Raw genomic sequence first — 21,341 nt, 5'->3', positions numbered from 1 at the left:
GCATGTCGATAAACCAAGTTGGAACAACTGCGTTTAATCGATTTGTTAAAAATGCACATGAGGAGACATGATGATTACTGCCATACCTATGAAAGACCAACATATTGCCAACCACTTTAGCCGTGCCGATGAGATGCTATTCATTGATGAGCAAGGCCAAGTAAAAGGGCGCTTTGCCAACCCAGCATTAACAGAAGGATGTGAGGGTAAGCAACAATTAGTCAGTATGATACTGGCAAATGGAGCGGATCGCGTCATCGTGCGTAACATTGGCCAACAGCTTTTATCTAAGTTATTAAGTCAACAATTGAGTGTATTTCACGCAAAAAATGGTCGTACTGCAATAGAGTATTTTGCCAGTAGTCATTTAGCGGACTGTGAGCCATTTACCGAGGCAAGTCAGGGGCGACCATCCATCAATAATATTGCTAAGAAAGCCACTGGTGGTTGCTGTAACCATGAGCATAACCATAACCATGACCATGATCATCAACACGCTCATGGTGAAGAAGACTGCCATAACCAATCTGACTCGGGGACACATATACGTTGCTGCGAGTCTAAATCTGAATTGGCGAATGAAACCACAACAATGAAACGTTGCTGCAATAAAAAACATTCACTAATTGCTCATTAATGATCGCTTGGGGTGTTTTATCACAGCGCTGTGGTGGCTAGTTAAGCTTTAAACCATAGCGTTGTAATTTTCGATATAAGGTACGCACACTAATATTAAGCGTTATCGCTAATTCGGCTGGCGATCCTGCATATTGCTCACATACCTGCGAAAGGTACGCACATTCCATGTCATCTAACGTCATCAGTTCGGTGTTAAGTTTTACGGCAATTGTTTCATCCTTAGATGTGTGGCTAGGTTGAACGCTTTCAGGTAAATCACTGCTGTGTATAACATCCTCATTGGCGATAAGTGCCGATTGCTCAATAATATTTTTCAATTCGCGAATATTTCCCGGAAATGCATAACGACCCAAAAGAGTTAATGCATTGATCGAAAACTTTTTATGTTTGTAATCAGAATATTTTATAAAGTGATTCACCAGCGTCGGAATGTCATCATAACGCTCACGTAACGACGGTAAGTAAATCGGAAATCCTGCAATGCGGTAATACAGGTCGCGCCTAAATTCACCTTTTTCAACCAAATCGAGTAAATTCTTATGGCTGGCACTGACTAGCCTAAAGTCAGAACGTTTCTGTTTTAATCCGCCGACGGCACGATAACACTGGGTTTCAAGTAACCTAAGTAACTTTACTTGCATGTTCATCGGTACATCACCAATTTCATCAAAAAACACCGTTCCACCGTGCGCTATTTCAATCAAGCCTTTTTTGCTGCTTGTCGCCCCTGTAAATGCACCTTTTTCATAGCCAAATAATTCACTTTCGAACAGATTTTCACTTAGCCCAGTGCATTCAATCACCACAAACGGTTTATCATTTCGGTTGCTGGCCTGATGTACCGCTTTAGCAACTAACTCTTTGCCTGAACCAGTTTCACCTTGTAACAGAACCGCGATATTGGATTGAGAGGCTCGATTAATCCTGTTGAGCATCTGCTTAAATGGCGCAGACTGACCGATCATGGTGCCTTTTTTTGATTCTGTCGATGCGTAATCTATGGCATCTAAAATCTCTAGATACCCCAATACCATGCCACTATTATCTTTTATAGGTTTCATTAAAATGTCGCAGTAAGACTTACCTTGCACCGTGCTGTGAATATGCACGGCACTGGCAGCTCGGTTAGTACTCTGGCATTGTAATAACGGGCATTCCTCACCGTGTTTATCGCAAGGTTGGTCACTATTATGAGAGATTTGATGGCATTTACTTTGGCCTAAAATAACGTCGTCATCATAGGTTTCGATATAGGCTTGATTAACCGCATGGATCACATAATCGGGAGTAATAAAAATCGCCGGTTTATCAATAGCGTTTATCATAGATTGTACAACGGTGGTGTTATTCATTGATTACTCTCGCTTGCGATTCATATTAATCGGCCAACCTTTATAATGACATTAATAGCACGATAAATGTCATTACGATGTCATATTTGTCACTCAACAACCTAGCATGGGCATCCTGTCAATTTCAATAATGTTTAAGCTAATGATTTTAAGCGATTAAACCTAACTAGTGTGATATGGCACAAGCTTTGTATTGATTGTGTTATATCGCTTACGACCGAACGGTGCCCTAGCAGTAGTGAACCCATGTACGAAAATTATGCCCTGAAGTTAATGGGAATGACCCGACTTGAAGACGAGGATGACAAATAATGAAATTAACATCAAAGCACAAAAAAACGGTTTTAAATGCACGTAACATCAGTGCGTTATTAGTGATTGCTAGCATGAGCAGCCTTTGCCATGCTGAATCACTAACGCAACAGCAGGTACTTGAACAACAGGCCAACCAACGCATTGCCGATTTTAGCCAAGCGTTAAAAGGTCAGTTACAGGCCGCAATTAAACAAGGTGGCTTAATCAATGCGGTGTCGGTGTGTAAATCGGTTGCACCTGCCATTGCCGCTGAAAACTCGAAAGATGGCTGGACACTGACTCGAACCAGTTTACGTGTACGTAATTCAGACAATACGCCAGATGAATGGGAGTTATCGCAATTACAACAATTTGAGCTGGTGAATGCCTCAGGACAACAACCTGCAGATAAGCCAATCGTGGCGAGTGAGTTTATCGTCAATGATGGCAACACTCAGTTTCGTTATATGAAGGCCATACCAGCGCAACAATTATGTTTAGGTTGCCATGGCAGTAATATTGAACCGGAAATGAGTGCATTGCTGAGCAAAACCTATCCAGATGATAAAGCGGTTAACTTTGCCCTTGGTGATATTCGTGGCGCATTTTCACTGAAAAAGGATATCAAAAAATCTACTCCATCGGTTACTGCTAAGCAATAGTCGAAAGCCAAAGTCGAAAAAGTAATTAACAAACTACCACGGGAATAGGGCTTTATCATTAAGCCTTATTCTTCGGATCTTAAATCAAATAATGCTTATTAATTCGCTGTTTGTTGCGACTTAATCCGCAGTTTACATTGATAGTTTAATTTAACATCATGCTGTAGTGATTAACCCTCCTCAGTCATTGACTCAATGATGTTGAGAATATTACCAATATTAATCTGAGGCTTTATCTGACAAATACCAGTGTATTGTGTTGGGAGTTAATGTGTCATGAGTAGAATTCGAATCGATCCTTTTTATCATCAAGCTAGCCATACTCTTACGTATGTGGTGACCGATATTGCTACCCGTCAATGTGCGATTATTGATCCTGTTTTAGATTTTGACATGGCGTCTGGCACCATAAGCACGAGTTTTGCTGATAGCATCATTGAGCATATCGATGAACATGGATTGGAAGTTGAATGGATTTTAGAAACCCATGCCCATAGCGACCATATTTCTGCGGCCTGTTATATCAAGAAAAAACGCGGAGGGATGACCGGAATTGGCGAGCACATCACCAAAGTTCAACATACCTTTAAGCGATTACTGAATCTTGATGATAGTTTTAAATGTAATGGCGAACAATTTGAACAATTATTTGTGGATGAAGAACTCATTAAACTGGGTCATTTAGATATTCACATTATGCATACACCGGGTCATACACCAACCTGCGTCAGTTATCTCATTGAAGATGTTGTGTTTGTAGGCGACACCTTGTCAACGCCGGAGTTAGGTACCGTTAATACTGACTTCCCCAATAGCAGCGCAATAACCTTGTACCATTCAATTCAGCGAATATTGGCATTATCTAATTGCACTAGGGTGTTTGTTGGCCATGATCCACATGCACAGAAACGTACAGATAATGGGTTAGAAACATCGGTGATTGCCCAAAAACGCTATAACAGTGTGGTAGGGGGGAATGTCACCCTAGCAGAGTTTATTAAACGGCATCAACAACGCCATATTGGCCCTGACATACAGCAACTATTATTAGCCGCCATACAAATGAATATTCGTGCGGGTAACATGCCATTAGCTGACTGTAAGGGTAACTACTACCTTAAAATACCGCTAAATCGGCTCTAAAAATGAATACACAATCAACCATTAGCACAATCAACCATTAGCACGGTTAGCCATTAACAGCATCTCCCATCACTAAAAAATAAGCCATGAACCACATAATGTTGGCTCATGTTTGCGTAATTTATATTTTATGAGGCACCAATGGAAAGCCATCTTGTTGCCATTGCATCATGCCACCGGCAACAGACAGAGGTTTGCTAAACCCCATATCCTGTAATGATGCTGCCGCCAGTGCAGAACGGCCACCGGTTCGACAAATAAGGTATATGTCTTTGTCAGCTAGTTCATTTAACGCCAATACCCACTCGCAGTGATGACTCACTAAAGGATGCTCATGTATTTTCATCTCTAATACTCCACGTGGAAAATTCACCGCACCTTCTATATGGCCCGTCGTAAACTCATCATGCTCACGAACATCGATGATGATCACATCAGGGTTAAGCATTGCCGTCAGTAATTCTTGGGTACTCACTTCAATAATGTGGGTTTTAATCTCACTTATGTATTCCTGGGCAGTTTTCATGTGTACCTCGTGATGTTAAATAATGGATTTAGTTAAAATGAATAGCGCCATTAGCACTAAAAACACGGCAAATATTTTTTGTAAAATCGCTTTGGGTAAATATTGATTTATCCATTGGCCGGCAATACTGCCGACAAGTCCGCCTGCAATCATGATGGCAATAATCGACCCATCGAACTCAAACCCTTTACTTGAAAGTAATGAGTAATATTTAGCAAAACCGACCAGTGAGTTCATTGAAATAATCAGTAAGCTGGTACCAATGGCCAACGACATTTCAATGCCGCCAAGTAACACCAGTGCAGGTACAATTAAGAAGCCACCACCCACACCCACAAAACCGGTGACAACCCCAACCGCTAATCCTTGCGACAAGATTTTAGCGATATTTAGTTTGCCAGCTTGGTAGCGGCTAGATTGATTTCGCCACATCATCACCGCGCCAATGAGCATCAAAATGACAAACACAGTAAGTTGTATGTCACTGTTAAAGAAGCTGCTGAGCCATGCGCCTAAATAGGTGCCTACCATGCCAGGTAAACCAAATAAAAACACATGAGGCCAAGAGACTTTTTTATGCTTAATAAAGCCTATGCTGCTGATTAAACTGATAGCACCCACAATGCACAATGACGAAGCGATAGCTAATTGGGGTTGCATTCCAATAAGGTAAAGCAACACCGGAACAGTAAGGATGGAGCCACCAGACCCTAATACACTCAGCACTAAACCAATTAATAATGCGCCAATGATTGCTTGTATCATCATGGTTACTCTTAAGTTTAAAGCTGGTTAATCGGGATTTTTAAATACACAGTGCCGTTGTCTTCAGGTGCAGGCATTTGGCCTGCGCGAATATTGATTTGAATCGATGGCAATATCAGCCTAGGCATCGGCAATGTGGCGTCTCGTTGTTGACGAAGCGTCACAAAAGCAGATTTGGTCATAGTGTCATTCACATGAATATTGTGTTGTTTCTGTTGGATGACTTGAGTTTTAAATTGATGCCCGCGCCCCTCAGTAGGGTAGTCATGACACACGTAGATATCTGTTGTATCTGGGAGAGTAAATAATGCCTGAATGGAATCGTACAAAGTATTGGCATCCCCACCGGGGAAATCACATCTGGCGGTACCCACATCAGGCATAAAAATGGTGTCTCCAACAAAGGCGGCTTGATCATTCACAATGTAAGCAAGATCAGCCGGAGTGTGACCCGGTGTGTGCATAACACGAATGGTCATATTACCGACTTGTAACAGCTCATTATGTTTAAATAGATGGTCAAATTGACTGCCGTTAGGCAAAAAGCTAGCGTCTAGGTTAAATACCTTTTTAAAAGTCTGCTGGACTTCGGTGATGTGCTCGCCAATACCCATTTGGCCACCAATTTGGTCACGTAAATAACTGGCAGCAGATAAATGATCGGCATGAGCATGGGTTTCAAGTATCCATTTGACGGTTAACGCTTGGCGTTCAATCCAATGTAAAACCCGATTAGCATTTCGTGTGCCTGTTCGACCTGATTTATAATCAAAGTCTAAAACCGGGTCAATAATGACAGCAAACGATGTGGTATTATCAGCAACAACATAAGTGAATGTTTCACTGTCTTCATCTAAAAATTCATGGACACTAAAGGTTGAAATCATCACAAGCTCCTGTTAAATAGTGCACAGGGACTAAGCGTCCCAGTGCTTGCCACGGGTTAAAGCGACTTCTTACTAAAATACCAATCTACATAATCATAACCCTGGGATAATCGTGCTTTAGCGTCAGCAGTTGTTGCTGGTGGTGGCACAATAACGTCATCGCCAGGTTGCCAGTTTTCTGGGGTAGCAACGCCATTGGCATCACTGGTTTGCAGTGCTTTTACTAATCGAACAAATTCATCTATAGAACGACCATTACTCATTGGGTAATACACCATGGCACGCAATACACCTTCGGGATCGATAATAAAGGTTGCGCGAACGGCAGCTGTGTCACTCGCACCGGGTTGGATCATGCCGTAGGCTTTAGCCACTTCCATTGATAAGTCGGAAATAATCGGGAAGGTTATTTCAACGCCAAAGTTTTCTTCAATGTTACGTACCCAAGCGATATGGGAATGAACACTGTCGATGGATAAACCGAGTAACTCAGTATTAAGCTTGGCAAATTCTTCTGCACGTTGAGCAAACCCAATAAACTCAGTCGTACACACAGGGGTAAAATCCGCAGGATGGGAGAACAACACTAGCCACTTACCTTTATAGTCAGTAAGTGAGCGCATGCCATGTGTTGTCTTGGTATTAAAGGCCGGAGCGGGTCGGTTTAATTGCGGAAAAGAAACAATAGAATCAGTCATGTTATTACTCCAAAAAAATGGTTAAGTTAATGCAACTCTAATCTGTAAAGTAGATTGCAAACATACTTAGTAATAGCAATTGCTAGGCCAATATCGGTTAGATGATAATAAATAACATAAATAAAAATAAGTATCTGATTTTATTAATTAAAAATTTAGATGTGATTAGTTGTTAGATGATTTTTACATTAGCCACACAATAAGTTGTGTTTAACTCGTGTCATAAATGGCACAAAAGACAAAAATGACCACGTTAATTGTCGCAATAGCACAACCGATCAAGCGATACTGGTGTTAGCAGTAAGGTTTCTGAAGTGAGTAATTAACAAGTCTGTGCATAAAGCCGCATTATATGGATTAGAAATAGAGCTGATAGCGGAATAAACATTTATTTAACCGATAGCAATGTGAAGCGGGTCTTGATTATGCTTGTGAAGCCTATACCGTAATATCATTTAGGTTTATATTTTCGTAAACAAATACATGACTTATAAAGAGTAATTCGTAAATGGAATTGGCCAAGCTTTCACGTATCAGTATGAAACACTTGATCACTTTGCATGTGATGCTTGATACCCTCAGTGTCACAGCCTGTGCTGAACGGTTATGTCTAAGCCCATCGTCGGTGAGTAAAACCTTAAGTCAGCTAAGAGAAAGTTTGCATGATGAATTATTCTATCGTCATGGCAATTCACTCATCGCCACTGCATTAGCACGACGACTAGGCCCAAGTGTGAAGCAGATGATTAATGATATGAATCAGATCATGAACCAGGATGTGTTCAAGCCACAACATTATCAAGGTAGCTTTTCACTGGCGATGCGCGAAAGCACATTTGAGTTGTTAGCCGCCACATTAACGGCTCATATTCTCAACCTGGCGCCCAATATCCGTATCGATATTTACAATAAAGACAACATCGGCTTTGACGGCTTAGTAAAAGGCTCGTTGGATTTTATTCTTTTGCCACATGACTTAAGCCAACCAACCAATGTCGATGAAGACTTAGTCTGGGAAACCTTAATCAACGATGAAATGGTCTGCCTAATGAGTGCTAGCCATCCACTGGCGTCACAGCAGACTATTAGCCTTGATGACTACTTAAATTTCAGCCACATCGGCATAACAGATACTGATTTGAGCACACCATTTTTTGATATTTTACTGGCACAACAATCTAAAAAACGGGCGATACCGATTTCGGTACCTGACTTTGGCAGCGCAGCGTTAATGTGCCATCACAGTGAACTGCTATTTACCTGTTCGCGCCACTGGGCCTCAATAGCCAAGCAAGCCCAAGGATTACTGATTAAACCGTTACCGATCGATTATGGCAAAGTTGCTTATAGCCTTGTGTGGCATCGGCAAAGTATGAACGATCCTGCTCATCGTTGGCTGTATGAACAAATATTGCTGTGCAGTCGTTAAGCGCATCAATACGATTTTAAGTATTGATTAAATGGTACTTTATCAATGAATTGATTTGGTATTAAGTTGCAGCAAAGCCGTGTTAGCCATTTATTCAACCTCAGTTACCTATAGATGTGACATGTAGAACTTACCTATAGACGCTAAATATAGGTGCTAAATATAGCGATTAGATATATAGCGATTAGATATACAGCGACGGTAAGACGATATTGGTTACTCCTCGCTGAGTAAGTTGATTTGCTAAACGTGCTATATCCGCTTGAGTACATTGTGGCCATGTAGAGCCTATGCCTTTAACACCATGATGATGAAACGCATTTAACTTCACCCGAGTCTCTGTGGGGAGGTTGGATAAATACCCGCCCAGGGCGTCAACATCATGCTCATAATCCGTGATGCCGGGAATGTGTAACAGTCTTACTTCATACAATTTATTGTGCTGAGTCAGTAACTCGATTGACGTAAATACCGGCTGGTTATCACGCCCTGTGATGTAATGATGGGTATCTTGTTGCCATGCTTTTAAATCAACCATTGCGCCATCTAAAAATGGCAGTAGCTTATGCCAACCTGTTGAGCTCAAGCTGCCATTGGTGTCGAGCATACAACTTAGATGCGATAAATGTTCTGAGGACTTTATCGCACTAAAAAGCTCAATAATAAAAGGCAATTGTAAGCTCGCTTCGCCGCCACTGAGTGTAATGCCATTGATAAAATGACGTTGTCCGTAGATAACCTCTAGCATTTGTTCAACGGTGTAATGAGACGTTTTAGGCGTCGATTGTCTAGGGCATACCGCAAGGCAAGTATCGCATTGGCTGCATTTGGTGCTGTCCCAGACAATATGGGGCTTACTTGGAGAACTACATGGAGAACTACTTGGCGAATGATTAACTGGTATTAGAGTTCCGTGTAACCACATTTCTTGTGACCGCATTTGGGGTAACGGCATAGCTTGTGAATGAATAAGACTAAGTGCCTGTTCAGGGCAACTATCAATGCAGTCACCACAAGCATCACACAAACTGATGGTGTGAGGATTATGACAATTTTTGCATTGATAGTTGCAGCCTTGCAAAAATATCACCAAACGACTGCCAGGCCCGTCGACACAGGAAAATGGCAATATTTGACTGACAACGGCATGTTTACTCATGAATAAAAGGAGCTTGTTCGTGAGCAATTACCCGAGCTTGGCGTTGAAGTATCCCCGTATTGATTGCGGCTTCAGCAGCTAACCCTGTGGTGTTGGTGCGTGAACCGCATTGCTTAAAAGTTTCAATGTCCGAGCGTTTAACCATATAACCAGTAACACGGACTAAATCGTTATTAGCAACATTGGCACTAAACTCTCTAAAACCTGAACTAAGGGCGCCTTTACAGAGTTGGAACATCGCTTGAGGATTCGCTTTAACGGTTTCATCTATGGTTAGAATATCGCTGATTCCGGCAGTATAATATTGATGATGTTTAGCTAGTGCTTGAATATGACTAATAGGGTCTGGTTCTGAGCCATAGGGAATACGCACGCCAGGGGTGACATTTTTATCCAAACTAATGCCACTTTGAGAATGCAATAACGCGCGACCGTTATAACCGTAAGTGACCGGGGTCGACTTTACTATGTTGTCTAAAGCTGCAGATATTCTGAGTCCAAGTTCATTAGCATCAAGGTTATGGCCGTAGCCTGTATTGGGTTTACTTGCGACGTTGGTAGTTGAAACCTCAGCAGCACTAGGTAATAAGGCTTGTAAAATATTGACCGCTTCAGCCATACCATAAATACCGAACATAGGTGCAAAACGAGATTCATCGATCAACTGTTCCTTAACTAAAAAACTGTCAAAGAAATGAGATTGTTGGTGTAAAAATGCCGAACGCGCTTCAATAAGCTCGAATGCTAGTTGGCTGTAATATGGCAGAGTTTGGGCAAAAAAATCATCAATACTGTTAGCGTTTAGAGCGACTTCTTTGAGGTTAACCCGCACCAAGGTATTGGCGCCGCCAGCTAACGGTAATGCGTTATAACAACTGACAATCCCAAAACCACGAGTATCGAAGGCGTCGGCATGTAGCGGATAGTTGGCAATGTGAGGTTTACCGCATTGACAAATATTGCTGGTGGCCTGAAATAATAAATCATCTGGCGTTACGGCAGGGTCATACATGAAGGTTAGGTTGGGGGCAATTTGTTGTAATTCTGCATCTATACGCAAAATGGTTCGGCAAATAATGTTATCAGTTGGGCCAATATTCACATGCATAAATGCATCGGGTAACGTGCGGTCGAGTAATATCCAAAACCGCTTGAGTTTGAGATAGATAGCTTCAGCATCAAGCCCTTTGGTAAAAGGCATTAATAACGCATCTAATTGGCCTAAGTAAACTGGGATATTGGTCACCGATGGCACATGAAAATAAAGAATGGTTAATGCATTTAAGGCGTCATCAAAGTCTTCGGCGGGCGACAGCTCCAAATACTCAGATCCTTGCTGCAGGTATTTGGCATAATCTGGCAACACATAACGCGGTTTGAATGGCGCATGACCTTCAAACATATCGCAGATAATACCTTGTTTCATGGCATTATTTATCCGTTCAGACACCGCCACATAAGGCAGACTGTTTTCAGCTTCTAATGCTAAATAGTTGGATTTTTGCTTAGGAGAAAGGTGAGGGTGGGTGACAATTTTCTCAATTTTCTCAATTTTCTCAATGTTATCTTGTAATGTCATGGTGAAACTCACTTCTTATAGACTAATGCTTGATAACAACTAATCTACTCAAAGGCAGGATGTTTAAACAGTGAAAATAGCCGACGTTGGCATTGATAAAATCGAAATCCGATGATGAAGATCACATCCCAAATGACAGAACATATTGACTAGTGAGTAATGACCCTTATAAACAAAGAGTGGCAGAAAAATCGTAATCGATAAAGAGGAACGTTATTAGATTATTACATTACTAAGTTATTACGTTGCTGGGCGCTGAGCGGGCAAACTTGAAATTGTTGGGGTAGTGTAACGAACGCTTTTTAAGTAGGGTGTTACTGGCTTTGTAGCAAAACTAACAGGCTTAATCCAAACAATAAACTTCAGTTCTATTTCTTCCAAGTGCTTTGGCTTTATACATAGCCTTATCCGCTTGAGTAAATAAATCTGTAAACAGTGTTTTATCATCACAAATACTGACCCCAATACTGACGGTTAGCACGCCGTCACCCACTTTAATTTGCGTGATGCTATCTTGGAGCCGGTTACAAAATAATAAAGTATCACTTTTGTTGGAGTCTGGTAGCAATATCAAAAATTCTTCGCCGCCAAAGCGAGAGACAAGATCGGTTTGTCGACAAAAGCCCTTCAAAATATGCCCGAGTTCTTTCAGTACTCGATCACCCTCTAAATGACCAAAACTGTCATTAATAATTTTAAAATGATCGACATCTAACACTAATAAACTAACAGATTGATGAGATCTAGCAGCCTGTTCAAGCGCTAACGTACAACGATATTTCATTTCTCTTCTATTTAATAGCTGCGTTAACTCGTCAGTTGATGCAAGCAATTTTAATTTTTCAGCTTGCTCTTCAAGTTTTTTTCTTGTTTTTATTAACTCATCATAAAGTTGGTCTCTCTTGGAGGCATTGAAAAAACTCCAATAAATACAGCCGTCATCGCTTAAACGAGCATTCACTGTTATCGGAATTCGTAGCCCGTCAGCATTAAAAATAATCAACTGCATTTCTTCACAAATTTGTTCGTGTAAAAGTGTTGGAATTAAATAACTTTGAAAAAATATGCGGGAAGATTGGGTAAAGATAATATCCGCATTTTTGCCTATCAGTTGCTCTGGATTCCACAATAGTTCGTCGGTAAAGTATGAGTTTACATAAATAATAATGTTGGCTGCATTGGTGACTAACGCACCACACTGGAAACTATCTGGGGAGTGCTCAAATGTTTTATTACTTTCGATTTTACTATTTTTTGTCGTGATCATTTTGCGAATTTCATTATCGATTTTAAAATTTCTTCAGGATGAGTCATATGCAAGCAATGACCATGAGCAGCGATAATGTTAAGTTCGCTATGGGGTATTTCGCTCGCAATAAACTCACCAACAGATGTTGCTGCCAGGGCATCATTTTCACTTTGTAAAATTAAACACGGTTGTTTAATCTCTTTTAGTAGATAACGATAATCAGATAAAAAAGTCGCTTCAGCAAAGTTCTTCGCAATAACCGGGTCGGTAGAACAAAAACTGCCTGATAATTCACCAATTAGCTCATCAGAATTGGTTGTTCCCATTACTAACGGAGCTAAATAATTAGCCCAGCCAATATAATTTTTGTCCATTAGATTTAACAATTCGAGTAAGTCTTCTTTATCGAAACCGCCAAAATATTCAGGAGGAAAATTTAAAAAACAGGGTGAAGGACATACCATTACCAGCTTAGAAAATAGCTCAGGTTTTTGAATTGCAGCAATCGCACCAATAATACCGCTCACGGAATGCCCTATGAAAATAGCGTCAGTTAAGTGCAAAGCGTCACATACTTCGATGATGTCTTCTGCATATCCTTCAAGTTGACCATAACGTTTTCTACTGTATTGAGAGATATCAGAAGCACCTGAACCAACATAATCAAATAGCACAATAGTAAAATGCTTCATCAGTTCAGGGGTTACAAAACGCCACATATTTTGATCGCAACCAAACCCATGTGCGAGAACTAAGGTTTTGCTACCATTACCGATTAATTTAACATTATTTCTAACAAGAACAGCATTTGAATGAGACATGATTTTTCCATTTTTACCAGGTGACCAATGATGACTACCTGCTGGATTTATTGGCTAAACAGTAGAAGTTTAACGGGTAAAAGTAAAATACCAACACTATGAAAATCAAAATGAACTTTTTAATCGCCTGATCATAGTTTTTTAGGTAAACATAAATTATTAACCAGCTCGTTATGAATCACAACCAAGAGAACATAATATCTTATGTAGGCAAACCTGATTGAATCCCATTAGTTACAAGAATGTTAACGTCACGGTTGAAGTATACACAATGAACACTACTATACCTATATATCCCTAAAAGGGCATAGCGTTAGCTAGGGTCGTCTGATAACGGTTTAATAAAAGCAGTTAGCACCGTGAGTTGATTAAACAGACGTTTTTAAACAGATGGATAGAACAATAAAACTAAATTACAATGTACGACTTTTGCTTTAAAAACTCACGCTATAACAAGAAAATAACGGCGTACTATCTGAGGAACACCTTTAATTGAGAGCATCAATCTTCCTTATTGCGGCAGGTTTTATCCTGTTGAGTGGTTGCCAAACTGTTGTTGTAGAAGATGTCAAAGCAGAAAAAAGTCTTGGTGGTGTGAATAAACCAACATCATTAAAGGTTCCTAAGTTGTTAGCTCGGCGCAATTATCAAGACAGCGGTGATGTATGGGAACGCATTCGATATTCAATGGATATGCCCATTCCAGATCAACAATTAGTTAACCAATATCGTGATTGGTATATTAATAATCCACAGCATCTCGAGCAGATTTCACAGCGCGCCAAGCCGTTTTTATATTTAATCGTCCAAGAGTTTGAACATCGAGATTTACCTATCGAACTGGCCTTACTCCCTATAGTAGAAAGTTCGTTTAATCCTTTTGCTTATTCCAGTGCCGACGCATCAGGCCTGTGGCAATTTACCTCACCCATGGCCAGCCATTTTGGACTAGAGATGAATTGGTGGTATGACGGCAGAAAAGATGTGCCTGCTGCAACCACCGCTGCATTAGATATGCTCGAATACTTGTATAAAAAAACCGACAACTGGTTATATGCACTAGCCGCATACAATGCTGGTGAAGGTCGTTTACGTGAGGCTATTAGATATAATGAAGCAAGAGGGCTGAGCACCGACTTTTGGTCTTTACCATTACCTAAGGAAACTCGGCAATACGTACCACAATTGCTGGCAATAGCAGATGTGATTAAACATTCTGAAAGCTACGGCATCAGTCTTAAATCCATTCCTAATAAACCACTAGTTGAAGTAATTGATGTCGGAAGCCAAATTGACATCGCAGTTGCTGCCGATCTAGCCAATATATCCATTGCTCGGTTACAAAAATTGAATCCAGGGTTTAATCGCTGGGCAACATCACCCGATGGACCGCATCAGTTGATAGTGCCAGTGAGTAAAGTCAGTGAGTTTAAACAAGCTCTTGCGGATACTGATATTAGCGCTAGAGTAAAATGGTTTAAATATCAGATTAGAGCTGGCGATAATATTAGTGTCATTGCAAAACGTCACCTTACAACGGTGTCAGAAATAAAAGCGATGAATGACATTAATGGCGATAAGATCGTTGCGGGTCAATTTTTGTATATGCCACAAGCTGCATCGGGCATGACACCCTTAGTCGAACTGGCTACAACACAAAACGCCCAAGTCTCTACACCAAAGCAAGCTGCACCAAGCAAACAGCCAAGGATTATTACAACATCTAATCAGTCAACAGTTCAAAGCGATCACACGGTAAAATATGGCGACACACTGTGGAGTATTGCCAAAGTGTATAAGGTCAGTGTGGACCAAATTATCGCTTGGAACAAAATGACAGACAAAGATAAATTAACAGTAGGTAAAACCCTGCAGTTTTATCATCAACCCTTCAAACAACAGCAGAGCCAGTTGTAAGCCTGTTGTTTAAAAACTCATAAGCACAATAGCTCAAATATTGTAAAAGTTGAGCGTTACATAAATCTGAGTATTTACCGATTTAACCTAGTGAAGCACATCGAAATCCAGCTGTGCATATAGACACTTTTGATTATAAAAATCGATCATTCATGTTTAATAGAGCGATACACAATGCTTGAGGTCATGTTAAATCTTAGTGTTCATATTTTTTCATATTTGTTTCCGATCAGTTCATATCCAGCTCAATAGCTATTCACAAGTTTTGAATATAGTCACTCTATCAATAAGAACATATATTTTAGGGTGATGAATATGAACATTAGAAAAACTCAATTAGCTCAGTCAATTTTGTTAGGCAGTCTACTTTTATCGGCGACCTCTTTTGCCAACGCTGCAGACGATGATGTCTTCGGTGGAGCCATAAGTGGTAAATTAACCTTTGCTTCAGATTATGTTTTCCGTGGCGAATCAGAAACAATGGATGCAGAAGTACCAGTGGTACAAGGTACCCTAGGTTGGGGCAATGATCTGGGTTGGTATGCTGGTGTATTTGCATCCAATATCAAATTTGCAGACCCCAATTTAGAAATTGTTACTGCACCTTATATTGGTAAAGCAGGCGAGTTTGGCAATAGTGGTATCAGTTACGACGTCATGGTTTTTTCTTACCTGTATCCAGGTGCCTCATATTCAAATTATACCGAACTGTGGATTAAAGTCGGTAAGCAATTTGGTCATGCAAATGTGCAGTTAGAAGTGACTCCAACAATCGATGATTGGTTTGGTGTAGAGGGCTGGCAAGGTGTTAACTATGCCGTTCATCCGAGCTATCAGTTTGACAATGGTTTATACGTATCAGCAAGTATCGGCTACCAAGATTTAGATGGTCATGGTGCAGAAGGTTGGGGGCACTGGAATTTGGGTGTGAGTAAAGCCTATGCCGGAATCAATTTTGATGTTCGTTATCATGGCAGTACCATGGATAGCGATCATAAGGTCTATGGCACTCAAACAAAAATCTTTGATGACCGAGTGGTTGTTGGCATCAGCAAAAGTTTCTAAATCGATAATATAATCTTTTTTATTATTGGACCTGATTCTACGCATTCCCATTGTGTGACTCAGGTCCTTTTTTATAAACTATTTTGCTAGCTGTCACTCATTCCTGACAAATCTTTATAGGCAAATATGAAAAGTTATGAATAATAACGGCCATTATTAGCAACACTATCTGGATAGGATGATGGCACATACTGGTTTAACAAATACGGTACTCGTCGTTGACGATGAAGCCGTGATCCGCGCTCGATTAAAAGGTTATTTTGAGCGTGAAGGTTATCGTGTACTTGAAGCTGGAGACGGCGAACAGATGTGGCAACAGTTTACAAATCAACATATCGATTTGGTGATGTTAGATATTAACTTACCCGGTACCGATGGTTTGAGCTTGGCGCGTGAACTAAGAAGTCGTTCGGACGTTGGCATTATATTAGTCACTGGTCGTGATGAAACCATTGATAAAATCGTTGGCCTTGAGATGGGTGCTGATGATTATGTGACTAAGCCATTTGAATTAAGAGAACTATTGGTAAGAGTTAAAAATTTGTTGTGGCGAATTTCATTAGTTAAAAAAGCACAACAAGAAGTTGTAGAACAATTTGAACAGTGTGACGATATCATTGCGTTCGATAAATATACTCTTGAGTTAAACAGCCGAAAACTGAGTCGTGGTGACGAGGTGATAAAGCTGACTAAAGCAGAGTTCGAATTACTTACCGCCTTTGCATTGCATCCACAGCAAGTACTATCACGTGAGCGGCTAATGCAGCAAACAAGTCATCGTAATGAAGATGTAAATGATAGAACCATTGATGTCATTATTCGCCGTTTACGAAATAAACTACAGGCAGACCTGTTTGTAACGGTTCACGGAGAAGGCTATTTGTTTGCGACAAAGGTTAAAGATTAGTTTTTGTCGTCACACGATAAATAGGGTAAAAGTCTGCAGGGGCTAAGCTGTTGTTAAACAAATTGAGTTGCACAGCTCCTTGTTCTAACGCCTGTATTTGTGGGCCAATATCCCCAAATGAGTGTGCCCCCTCCAGTAGTTTTACCGCAATATCTATTGCCAATTTACCTTGTAACACCACTTGATCATCACTACTGAAAGCCACTTTATTGCGATAAAGTCCGCGCAAGGTCGCTGGCGATAAATAGCTGCTCACAAGTTTTACTTGGCCAGCTAATCGTTTATGTTGCAATGTTCCTATTGCTGCTTCAATAGCAACGGCACTGCCTAGAATATAACTAGGAACATGATCATTAAGTAGATTATGAAGTTGGTCACGATAAAGGTCACGATTATTATCGGTATGACGAATTGACGAAACCACAATAGGACTATCGGCAATAGCATCTTGAATACCGAGCTCAACCCAATCGCTGCCGCCAACACTTTCTGGGCCGGTGAGTAGAGCGAGTGTTACTGGAGACGATGGCGGTAAATTTTTTACAGCTTTGGCGATAAAGTGGCCAGCTTTCCAGCCCATTTGATACCAATTGACGCCTACACGAGTTGTTATAATGGGGTTATCGAGTCTATTCACTAACGCTATGATGGGTTTATTAATTAGCCCCGGATATTGATCAAGTAAATTGGGGGCCACAGCACCGAGTAAGATGGCATCGAACGGTTGATTAAGGCAGTATTCAAGTTGTTTTAGTTGTTGCTCTTTTCTGTAATAGCTACCAGCTTCAAATAATTCTAAATTAATGCCTAATTGGCTGGCTTTTGACACCAAACCATAATCAATGCCGATCCAATAAGCGTCTTTAAGGTGAGGTACTAAGGCACAGATTCGCCAAGCCTTTTTGGCCGAGGTCAGTTGATTATATTGTATTGATTTTACTGTTTGAATTTTGGCATTAAAGGGCGTGCGCTGCTGTAATGTCCAGCTAGAATCGGATGTTGCTTCAGCAAGTAATGGTATTGTCCCTAAGCAAGCTATGAGCAAATAAATAAGTCGGCGCATTATATTGTCTCGATTAAGGTTTCTAAACAGAACACTAAAAAATTTTCGTAATTATAACATTTTAAGGAATGACTGTGAGCACTTTATCACTATCAGGCAAGAGCTTAGTGGGTCGCCTTATGTTGGCATTCTGTCTGCTCGGATTGTTATTGTTAATGTTAGTTAGCCTTGGCAGCATTTCGCTTTATTGGGTAAAGCTGGCTGACCAGTATCTATATGAAGAGGCGTTACCTGCATCTGAGGCTGCAAGGCAATTGATGCAGTCTTCTAATGGCTTGCTCGACAATGCCCAAGCGCTTGAACGAGTGGAAGAAGAGGCTCAACGCGCTTTCCTTGGGCGTAAGTTATCACTGGAAAGCACTAATTTGCTTTCTGCTATTGAACGACTCAATTCGTTAAATCTACAAAATCATGGTGTTAATAAAGATCAGCATTTAGCTTTATTAGCTGGCGAAATTATCCATGACTTATCGGTATTCGGCCGCCAAGTGGGTAAACGTTTAGTGTTGGCGGCGCAATTGATTAATAAAGGAGCCGCACTGGCGGAAGCGGCCAGTAACAGTGGTGTTTTACTTGAAGCAGAACAAGCAGTGGTCGATTCAACCATTCTGGCCAAGTTGAGTTTAGCTTACCCTCAAGTGGTTGGCGCTGAACAAAGTGCCAAACTTTTGGACTCCATCATAGAGCAAGACTTGGATGTCCGTGAACGTTTAAATCGAGCTTTGGGATTGATCCATCACATTGAGTTAGTAGGGCAGTTATTACAGTCTCCAGACCAACAACTCGGATTAAATAACGTACTCAACAGTATGGCTCGAGTACTGTCTCCAACGACTTATACCATTAATTCTACTCGCGATAACTCACAAAGCGGCAACGAAATACCGAGCCCTTACACAGGTTCAGGAACGAGTGGGCAAATTGATTTAATGCCTCTAGAATTACTTAAAGGCTTAATTCGAGATCCGGTTAGGGCAACAGAGCTTGAGCACCAATTGATAATGTTAAGGGAGGTGAATGTTGGCTTAAGTTTGCAGCAGCAATATGCGCAATTGCTAACAAAACAAAATGCGCAACTGTTAACGCTGACGGATAAATTAGGCCAACTGAATAAGTCAGTCGATAGTGCAATGAAAGCACAACAGCTACAGGCAGAACATGCCCGAAGTAATTTTTTACAGCAATTACTGTGGGCTAAGTCAGGGCTGTGGGCGACAGGTATTTTGATGTTAATCATTATGCTGTTGGTGGTTTATCGGGTTATTTATAAAGGCATCGCTTTACGCCTAAGTGAAGCAACTGCTGCATTATCTCAATTAAGTCAGGGCAATACCGAAGTGCTTCTGGATCCTCACGGAGACGATGAACTCACCGCGATGGCTTCTGCCATTGAAGCTTTTAAACAAAAAACCGCGCACAATCAAGCTCTGCAATCTGAATTACAACAAACGGCATCAGAATTATTTGCCCATAAAGCCTCACTTGAAAGTACCGTGCAGGCACGTACACTCGAACTGGCTGAAACCAACCGTCAACTAGACGCTGAAGCAAAAGGGCATTCGACGGCTAGAGTGATGGCAGAACAAGCTAACAAGGCAAAATCGCTATTTTTAGCGACCATGAGCCATGAGATCCGTACTCCGCTAAATGGTCTTTTAGGCACCCTGACTTTACTGAGTCACTCGCCATTACCTCCAGCACAAAAACAAATGTTGGCATTATCGCAATACAGCGGCACCTTACTGCAAAATGTACTTAATGATATTTTGGACTTTTCCCGTTTGGAGCAAGGTAAATTAACTAACGAACCACGGGCTGTTGCGCTTAATGAGCTGCTCGATGAAGTGATGGCAATCATGTTGGCTGGTGCGGGATTGTCAGGTATCTCGTTATATTTAGTTTGCGGTGATTTACCTAAATGGATAATGGTAGATAGCCCAAAATTGCGCCAAGTGTTGTTTAATTTGCTCGGCAATGCCATTAAATTCACTCCAGCAGGAGAGGTTACATTACGGGTAAATGTGGTCGAGAAACGATTAACCTTTGAAGTGGCAGATACTGGCGTTGGTATCAGTGAAAAGGCCATGGATCAATTGTTTATCGCCTATGGTGTACAGCCTAATCAAGGCAGAACGAGAGGCACAGGACTCGGGCTCGCTATTTGTAAAGAATTAGTCTCGTTAATGAATGAGGCTAACACTGCCAATGATTCTATTCGGGTGAGTAGTAAAGTGGGTGAGGGTTCCAGCTTTGGTTTTAGTTTACCATTACACATTTGTGAACAAACGTATGAGGTTATCAGTACAGAGTTACCTAAAGTTGATTCTAAATGTGTACTCGTTATCGAAGACAACAAAGTCAATTCCATGGTGGCCCAAGGGTTTTTAGCACATCTTGGACATCATTCCGTACTGGCTGATAGTTGTGCTCAAGCAAGAGCGTTGTTTAACGTCGATAGTGCGTTGAAGTTTGACGGCATTATGCTTGATATTCAATTAGGCGATGGCTCTGGTATTGAGTTATTACTTGAGTTGAAGCGTATTGCTAACGCAGCCCAAAAAGACATCAGCATAGCCGCATTTACGGCACAAATTCAACATGATGACATAAACGAGTATCAAACAGCAGGCTTCGATGACGTATTAGCCAAACCGCTTAATATGAAGTTTTTAGCCAATTGGATTGGTGATGCGAGTGACAAGTCAGCAATCAACAGCGACAACACGAATAAGTTAATCAAGATGGATAAACACGAAGGCTTTACACAAACGACCATAGATCAAAAATTTTCAGTTTGTAATGAAGACAATCAGCCTTTACTCGATGAAAAGCAAATTAATGAAGACTTACAATATCTTGGTACAGAAGCTGTTAAAGAGATGTTAGCGTTATTTAAAGTCAGTAGTACACAACACATCAATGCACTGGCAGCTTTACCTACAGATAGGCCAAAAGCGTTACACGCACTTAAAGGCAGTAGTGCCAGTATTGGCTTTATTCAGTTGAGTCAGTTGTGCAAACAATTAGAAAAAGATGGCATTAGTGATGATTCATATTTGTTGCTTAAGCAAGTATTGCAAGCATCAATTAACGCACTTGAGTTGAAATTTCTATCTAAGTTGTTGTAAATTAGTGATATAAAATATAGTTGAGTGTGTATAACCCTCACTCTATTTATCCTGATCT

Annotated in this window: 18 protein-coding genes; 8 read left to right on the top strand and 10 right to left on the bottom strand. The window is 40.8% G+C overall.

The window, feature by feature from the left end:
- Positions 1 to 67: 67 nt before the first annotated feature.
- Complete coding sequence (locus CXF88_RS18795; protein ID WP_101088328.1) at positions 68 to 637, top strand: NifB/NifX family molybdenum-iron cluster-binding protein; 570 nt, start codon at positions 68 to 70, stop codon at positions 635 to 637.
- 37 nt (positions 638 to 674) lie between these two features.
- Here the strand turns inward: CXF88_RS18795 and CXF88_RS18790 are convergent, their stop codons facing one another.
- Positions 675 to 1,991: a sigma-54-dependent Fis family transcriptional regulator gene (locus CXF88_RS18790; protein WP_101088327.1), complete on the bottom strand. Its 1,317-nt coding sequence runs from the start codon at positions 1,989 to 1,991 to the stop codon at positions 675 to 677.
- A gap of 311 nt (positions 1,992 to 2,302) precedes the next feature.
- On the opposite strand from CXF88_RS18790, the gene CXF88_RS18785 reads away from it, so the two are divergent.
- Positions 2,303 to 2,947 carry a DUF3365 domain-containing protein gene (locus CXF88_RS18785; protein WP_242445205.1) on the top strand — a complete coding sequence of 215 codons (645 nt, stop codon included), beginning with the start codon at positions 2,303 to 2,305 and terminating at the stop codon, positions 2,945 to 2,947.
- Positions 2,948 to 3,223: 276 nt separating this feature from the next.
- Positions 3,224 to 4,090, top strand: coding sequence for an MBL fold metallo-hydrolase (locus CXF88_RS18780; protein WP_101088326.1), 867 nt, complete (start codon positions 3,224 to 3,226; stop codon positions 4,088 to 4,090).
- Positions 4,091 to 4,211: 121 nt separating this feature from the next.
- Here CXF88_RS18780 and CXF88_RS18775 read toward each other — a convergent pair whose 3' ends face one another.
- From CXF88_RS18775 to CXF88_RS18760, 4 genes are read right to left on the bottom strand one after another with little or no spacing between them, the layout of a single operon-like run.
- Complete coding sequence (locus CXF88_RS18775; protein ID WP_101088325.1) at positions 4,212 to 4,616, bottom strand: rhodanese-like domain-containing protein; 405 nt, start codon at positions 4,614 to 4,616, stop codon at positions 4,212 to 4,214.
- Positions 4,617 to 4,631: 15 nt separating this feature from the next.
- Positions 4,632 to 5,384 carry a sulfite exporter TauE/SafE family protein gene (locus CXF88_RS18770; RefSeq protein WP_101088324.1) on the bottom strand — a complete coding sequence of 251 codons (753 nt, stop codon included), beginning with the start codon at positions 5,382 to 5,384 and terminating at the stop codon, positions 4,632 to 4,634.
- A 14-nt stretch (positions 5,385 to 5,398) separates the two neighbouring features.
- Positions 5,399 to 6,268: an MBL fold metallo-hydrolase gene (locus tag CXF88_RS18765; RefSeq protein WP_101088323.1), complete on the bottom strand. Its 870-nt coding sequence runs from the start codon at positions 6,266 to 6,268 to the stop codon at positions 5,399 to 5,401.
- 56 nt (positions 6,269 to 6,324) lie between these two features.
- Positions 6,325 to 6,966: a peroxiredoxin gene (locus tag CXF88_RS18760; protein ID WP_101088322.1), complete on the bottom strand. Its 642-nt coding sequence runs from the start codon at positions 6,964 to 6,966 to the stop codon at positions 6,325 to 6,327.
- Positions 6,967 to 7,474: 508 nt separating this feature from the next.
- On the opposite strand from CXF88_RS18760, the gene CXF88_RS18755 reads away from it, so the two are divergent.
- Positions 7,475 to 8,395, top strand: coding sequence for a LysR family transcriptional regulator (locus tag CXF88_RS18755; protein ID WP_101088321.1), 921 nt, complete (start codon positions 7,475 to 7,477; stop codon positions 8,393 to 8,395).
- A gap of 184 nt (positions 8,396 to 8,579) precedes the next feature.
- Here the strand turns inward: CXF88_RS18755 and CXF88_RS18750 are convergent, their stop codons facing one another.
- The 4 genes from CXF88_RS18750 to CXF88_RS18735 all read right to left on the bottom strand — a co-directional run bounded on the left by CXF88_RS18750 (position 8,580) and on the right by CXF88_RS18735 (position 13,203).
- On the bottom strand, positions 8,580 to 9,554 hold the full coding sequence (locus CXF88_RS18750; protein ID WP_101088320.1) for a YjjW family glycine radical enzyme activase: 975 nt from the start codon (positions 9,552 to 9,554) through the stop codon (positions 8,580 to 8,582).
- Positions 9,547 to 11,133, bottom strand: coding sequence for a YjjI family glycine radical enzyme (locus CXF88_RS18745; protein ID WP_101088319.1), 1,587 nt, complete (start codon positions 11,131 to 11,133; stop codon positions 9,547 to 9,549). The genes CXF88_RS18750 and CXF88_RS18745 overlap by 8 nt, the downstream gene beginning before the upstream one ends.
- A 343-nt stretch (positions 11,134 to 11,476) precedes the next feature.
- The gene (locus CXF88_RS18740) at positions 11,477 to 12,400 is read right to left on the bottom strand and encodes a sensor domain-containing diguanylate cyclase (protein ID WP_101088318.1); all 924 of its coding nucleotides are present in this window, start codon (positions 12,398 to 12,400) and stop codon (positions 11,477 to 11,479) included.
- Positions 12,397 to 13,203, bottom strand: a complete 807-nt coding sequence (locus CXF88_RS18735; protein WP_101088317.1) for an alpha/beta hydrolase — start codon at positions 13,201 to 13,203, stop codon at positions 12,397 to 12,399. Before CXF88_RS18735 ends, CXF88_RS18740 begins: the two co-directional genes overlap by 4 nt.
- Before the next feature lie 492 nt (positions 13,204 to 13,695).
- On the opposite strand from CXF88_RS18735, the gene CXF88_RS18730 reads away from it, so the two are divergent.
- The 3 genes from CXF88_RS18730 (at position 13,696) to torR (ending at position 17,092) form a co-directional block, all read left to right on the top strand.
- On the top strand, positions 13,696 to 15,120 hold the full coding sequence (locus tag CXF88_RS18730) for a LysM peptidoglycan-binding domain-containing protein (RefSeq protein WP_101088316.1): 1,425 nt from the start codon (positions 13,696 to 13,698) through the stop codon (positions 15,118 to 15,120).
- Positions 15,121 to 15,435: 315 nt separating this feature from the next.
- A complete protein-coding gene (locus tag CXF88_RS18725; protein ID WP_101088315.1) occupies positions 15,436 to 16,185 on the top strand; it encodes a TorF family putative porin in 750 nt (249 codons plus the stop codon).
- A gap of 181 nt (positions 16,186 to 16,366) precedes the next feature.
- Entirely contained in the window at positions 16,367 to 17,092 is a 726-nt protein-coding gene (torR, locus tag CXF88_RS18720; protein ID WP_101088314.1) for a two-component system response regulator TorR, read from the top strand.
- Here torR and torT read toward each other — a convergent pair.
- Positions 17,082 to 18,155, bottom strand: a complete 1,074-nt coding sequence (gene torT / locus CXF88_RS18715) for a TMAO reductase system periplasmic protein TorT (RefSeq protein WP_101088313.1) — start codon at positions 18,153 to 18,155, stop codon at positions 17,082 to 17,084. The genes torR and torT overlap by 11 nt on opposite strands.
- Positions 18,156 to 18,229: 74 nt before the next feature.
- Here torT and torS point away from each other — a divergent pair, with 74 nt between their 5' ends.
- Complete coding sequence (torS, locus tag CXF88_RS18710; protein WP_277949096.1) at positions 18,230 to 21,283, top strand: TMAO reductase system sensor histidine kinase/response regulator TorS; 3,054 nt, start codon at positions 18,230 to 18,232, stop codon at positions 21,281 to 21,283.
- Positions 21,284 to 21,341 lie beyond the last annotated feature (58 nt).

Origin of the sequence: Shewanella sp. ALD9 (genome assembly GCF_002836315.1) — a bacterium.
Classification (GTDB): domain Bacteria; phylum Pseudomonadota; class Gammaproteobacteria; order Enterobacterales; family Shewanellaceae; genus Shewanella.
Note: the sequence above shows the minus strand (reverse complement) of the source record. Positions and strands in the feature narration are given on the sequence as shown.